Consider the following 2,956-nt stretch of genomic DNA (forward strand, 5'->3'; position numbering starts at 1 on the left):
ACTAATATTATAACTAAAAATAATATAGGTATTATGAACTTAGAAAAATTATAAGGGCTAAAATCTAAGTTAATATCATACTTAAATCTATTTAAAAAGACTGTTAAATTGTCGAAATAAAATTCATAAGTGAAATAAATAAATATTGGAGTCAAAAAACCTATTATAGGTATCAATAAATTTTTAATATTTACTTTTTCATAAATTATAATAGCAATATAAATTAAAATTAAATAAAAAATACTCCAAGAATAAATTAATGTAGCAACTCCAATCCAAAAAGCAGCATCAAATATTTTTGTATTCGTATTTACACCACTTCTTAAACTGTATATTTTACGATAGCCTAAAAGCAATACTAAATTTGAAAAAATAATATAATTAGTAAAAATAGCTTCAGGAAAAGCCCCTAATATTAAAACAACTAAAAGTAATGAGTAAGCATTGTCTTTCGTTAATTTATTCTTTTTAACAATAAATTTGAATATCAATAAAAATAACACAAGCCAAAAGAAAAAAACTATTTGATCTAATAGAAAACTCCATGAAAATTCAATTGAATCTCCTAAAAAAGTTGGAATAAAATAAAATAAAAATAGCAATACAACTACATTAAATATATTTACGGGTTTAGTTTTATTAAAAAAATTTGCTATCATTACTATATTTTATACTTTTGCCTGTAAATATAATTAAGATATGATTGCAAACAATATTTTTAAAGCAATAGGTGAATTTTGTCAGACTGTTTTATTTCAACCATACAATGCTTTAAGATCATTGGATAATTGGTGGTTGCAAAGTACTATAAGTTGGATATTTATCGCCATTACTTTTACAGCATTCCTTTATTGGTTAGGTGAATTAAAAAAATACAAAAAAGCTGGTAACGAATAGTTTATAATTTAATTTATCATTTCCTTTTTTTAAAAAACTCAAATTCTGTGGGAAGTAAGAACAAGCTTAAAAGATTTCGTGAAAACGAAACATTTTCAAATGTAATTCAACCTACACGAGAAGAGTTAATTAACGGATCTCCTTTAAAAGGAAACTGGCATTCACATTTTAACAATACCAATCCAATTGTATTAGAATTAGGGTGTGGAAAAGGTGAATACACCATTGCTTTAGCTCGAAAAAATCCAAACATTAATTATATAGGTATCGATTTAAAAGGCGCACGTTTTTGGCGTGGAGCTAAAACAGCTTTGGAAGAAAATCTAAATAATGTTACATTTATTAGAACACAAATTGAATTGATAGATTTACTTTTTGATAAAAATGAAGTAACTGAAATTTGGATTACCTTCCCTGATCCTCAAATTAAATACACAAGAACAAAACACCGTTTAACAAATGCTGAGTTTTTAAAAAAATACCATCATGTTTTAATTTCTGATGGAATAGTGAATTTAAAAACGGATAGTGAATTTATGCACGGTTATACATTAGGGTTATTACATGGTGCGGGTCATGAAGTTTTATATGCGCACCACAATATTTACAAAAATCCAGAAACTCCTATTGAAGTAACTTCTACTCAAACCTTTTACGAAAGTCAATATTTAGAGAAAGGAAAACCAATAACTTATATAAAATTTAGAATTCGTTATTAAATTATTATTTTTAACGAATGGAAAAATCAGAGAACTTTTTTGATAAAGTTTATGAAGTTACAAAATTAATTCCCTTCGGAAGAGTTACAAGTTATGGTGCAATTGCCAAATACCTTGGCGCTGCAAAATCTGCAAGAATGGTTGGTTGGGCAATGAACGCTTCTCATTATAAAGAAGATATTCCAGCTCATAGAGTAGTGAATAGAAATGGGCTATTAACAGGAAAACTTCATTTTGATGGCACCAATTTAATGCAGCAATTATTAGAAAATGAAGGCATTGAAGTTAAAGAAAATCAAATTCAAAATTTCAGGGAAATCTTTTGGGATCCTTATAAAGAACTAAGCATTTAACACAAATTTATTTAATCTGTAACACCCTCTACATTTCTTTTTTATAGGAATCTTTTTATATCCGTTTGAACTCTGTATATTTGTTGTTTAGAATGATTTTAGATAAACAATTATGACATTAAGCAAAAAAGATATAACAAAAGTACTTGAAACTATTACCGCACCTGGTGAAGGTAAAAGTTTAATTGAAAGTGGAGCTGTAAAAAACATTGTAACTTTTGATAAAGAAGTTATTATAGATGTTACTATTAGTAACCCAACTTTACAAGCAAAAAAGAAAGTTGAAGTTGAAATAATGAAAGCTATCCACGATCAAATTGATCAAAAAATTGACGTAAAAGTTAATGTTTCTGCCGTAGTTCCAGTGAAAGAAGTTGAAGTTAAAGAAAACTCAATTCCTGGTATTAAAAACATTATAGCTATTGCATCTGGAAAAGGAGGCGTTGGAAAATCTACCATTACCGCAAACATGGCTATTTCATTGCAAAAAATGGGATTTAAAGTTGGTATTTTAGATGCTGATGTTTATGGGCCTTCCATACATTTAATGTTTGATGTTGCAAATGCAAAACCATTATCAATAGAAATTGATGGGCGTTCGAAAATGCAACCTATTGAAAGTTATGGTATAAAAATATTATCTCTTGGTTTTTTTACAGATGCAAATCAAGCAGTAATATGGCGTGGAGCAATTGCTTCAAAAGCCTTAAATCAAATGATTTTTGATTCACATTGGGGAGAATTAGATTTTCTTTTAATTGATTTACCTCCAGGAACTGGTGATATTCACTTATCTATTGTGCAAGCTGTTGCAGTAACAGGAGCAATAATTGTTAGTACTCCGCAAAATATTGCTTTAGCTGATGCTAAAAGAGGTGTTGCAATGTTCAAACAAAAAGACATCAATGTACCTGTATTAGGTATTGTTGAAAACATGAGTTATTTCACACCTGCCGAGTTACCAAATAACAAATATTACATTTTTGG

The 2,956-nt window shown here is 28.1% G+C and carries 5 protein-coding genes; 4 read left to right on the top strand and 1 reads right to left on the bottom strand.

Annotated elements, in window-relative coordinates; all coding sequences use genetic code 11:
* A partial coding sequence (locus tag ABY863_RS13275) for a hypothetical protein (RefSeq protein WP_372795622.1) occupies nt 1-659 on the bottom strand: 659 nt, incomplete at its 3' end.
* 40 nt (nt 660-699) lie between these two features.
* Here ABY863_RS13275 and ABY863_RS13280 point away from each other — a divergent pair.
* The 4 genes from ABY863_RS13280 to ABY863_RS13295 form a co-directional block, all read left to right on the top strand.
* Nucleotides 700-897, top strand: a complete 198-nt coding sequence (locus ABY863_RS13280; protein WP_372795624.1) for a hypothetical protein — start codon at nt 700-702, stop codon at nt 895-897.
* 47 nt (nt 898-944) lie between these two features.
* Nucleotides 945-1,616, top strand: coding sequence for a tRNA (guanosine(46)-N7)-methyltransferase TrmB (trmB, locus tag ABY863_RS13285; protein WP_372795626.1), 672 nt, complete (start codon nt 945-947; stop codon nt 1,614-1,616).
* 17 nt (nt 1,617-1,633) lie between these two features.
* The gene (locus tag ABY863_RS13290) at nt 1,634-1,969 is read left to right on the top strand and encodes an MGMT family protein (RefSeq protein ID WP_372795628.1); all 336 of its coding nucleotides are present in this window, start codon (nt 1,634-1,636) and stop codon (nt 1,967-1,969) included.
* Nucleotides 1,970-2,081: 112 nt separating this feature from the next.
* The coding region (locus tag ABY863_RS13295; protein ID WP_372795630.1) for a P-loop NTPase at nt 2,082-2,956 on the top strand (875 nt) is incomplete at its 3' end.

The organism is Lutibacter sp. (assembly GCF_041562875.1).
Taxonomy (GTDB): domain Bacteria; phylum Bacteroidota; class Bacteroidia; order Flavobacteriales; family Flavobacteriaceae; genus Lutibacter.

Bases quoted from the DNA above. Each gene is read 5' to 3' on its own strand.
- ABY863_RS13290 (WP_372795628.1), top strand. From the start codon at position 1,634: ATGGAAAAATCAGAGAACTTTTTTGATAAAGTTTATGAAGTTACAAAA.
- ABY863_RS13280 (WP_372795624.1), top strand. From the start codon at position 700: ATGATTGCAAACAATATTTTTAAAGCAATAGGTGAATTTTGTCAGACT.